The following is a 315-nucleotide window of genomic DNA, read 5'->3' as shown; positions in this document are numbered from 1 at the left end:
CTATCGTTTTTTCGTTAGTTCAAATGAGTAGTTCATTTTTTTAATTGAGTAATTTTTCTTAGAATTACTACTGTACAGACAGATATAACACTAGCTAAGTATAAAAGAGCGTATGCTATAGCAGCATAATATGTCAGTTCAGCTTCAATACCGGATCTTGTAAGAACTAAAATAATGGCAAAGCCAATAACAAAAACGACAAAACCCAATAGAGCATTTTTAATAACTTCTTTCACAAATTCACCTCCTAGGTTTATACCAGTTCCCAGCTACCTATACTAACCCGAACAGCCTAATCGACTGTAATCTTATTTA

Annotated in this window: 1 protein-coding gene; it reads right to left on the bottom strand. The window is 32.7% G+C overall.

The annotated features are described in order from the left end of the window. Window positions 1-32: 32 nt before the first annotated feature. The gene (locus PV403_RS25115) at window positions 33-236 is read right to left on the bottom strand and encodes a hypothetical protein (RefSeq protein ID WP_160037193.1); all 204 of its coding nucleotides are present in this window, start codon (window positions 234-236) and stop codon (window positions 33-35) included. Between the last annotated feature and the right edge of the window lie 79 nt (window positions 237-315).

This window comes from Paenibacillus sp. GYB006 (genome assembly GCF_036577645.1).
In the GTDB taxonomy this organism is placed as follows: domain Bacteria; phylum Bacillota; class Bacilli; order Paenibacillales; family Paenibacillaceae; genus Paenibacillus.
This window is presented reverse-complemented; position numbering and strand designations above follow the sequence as displayed.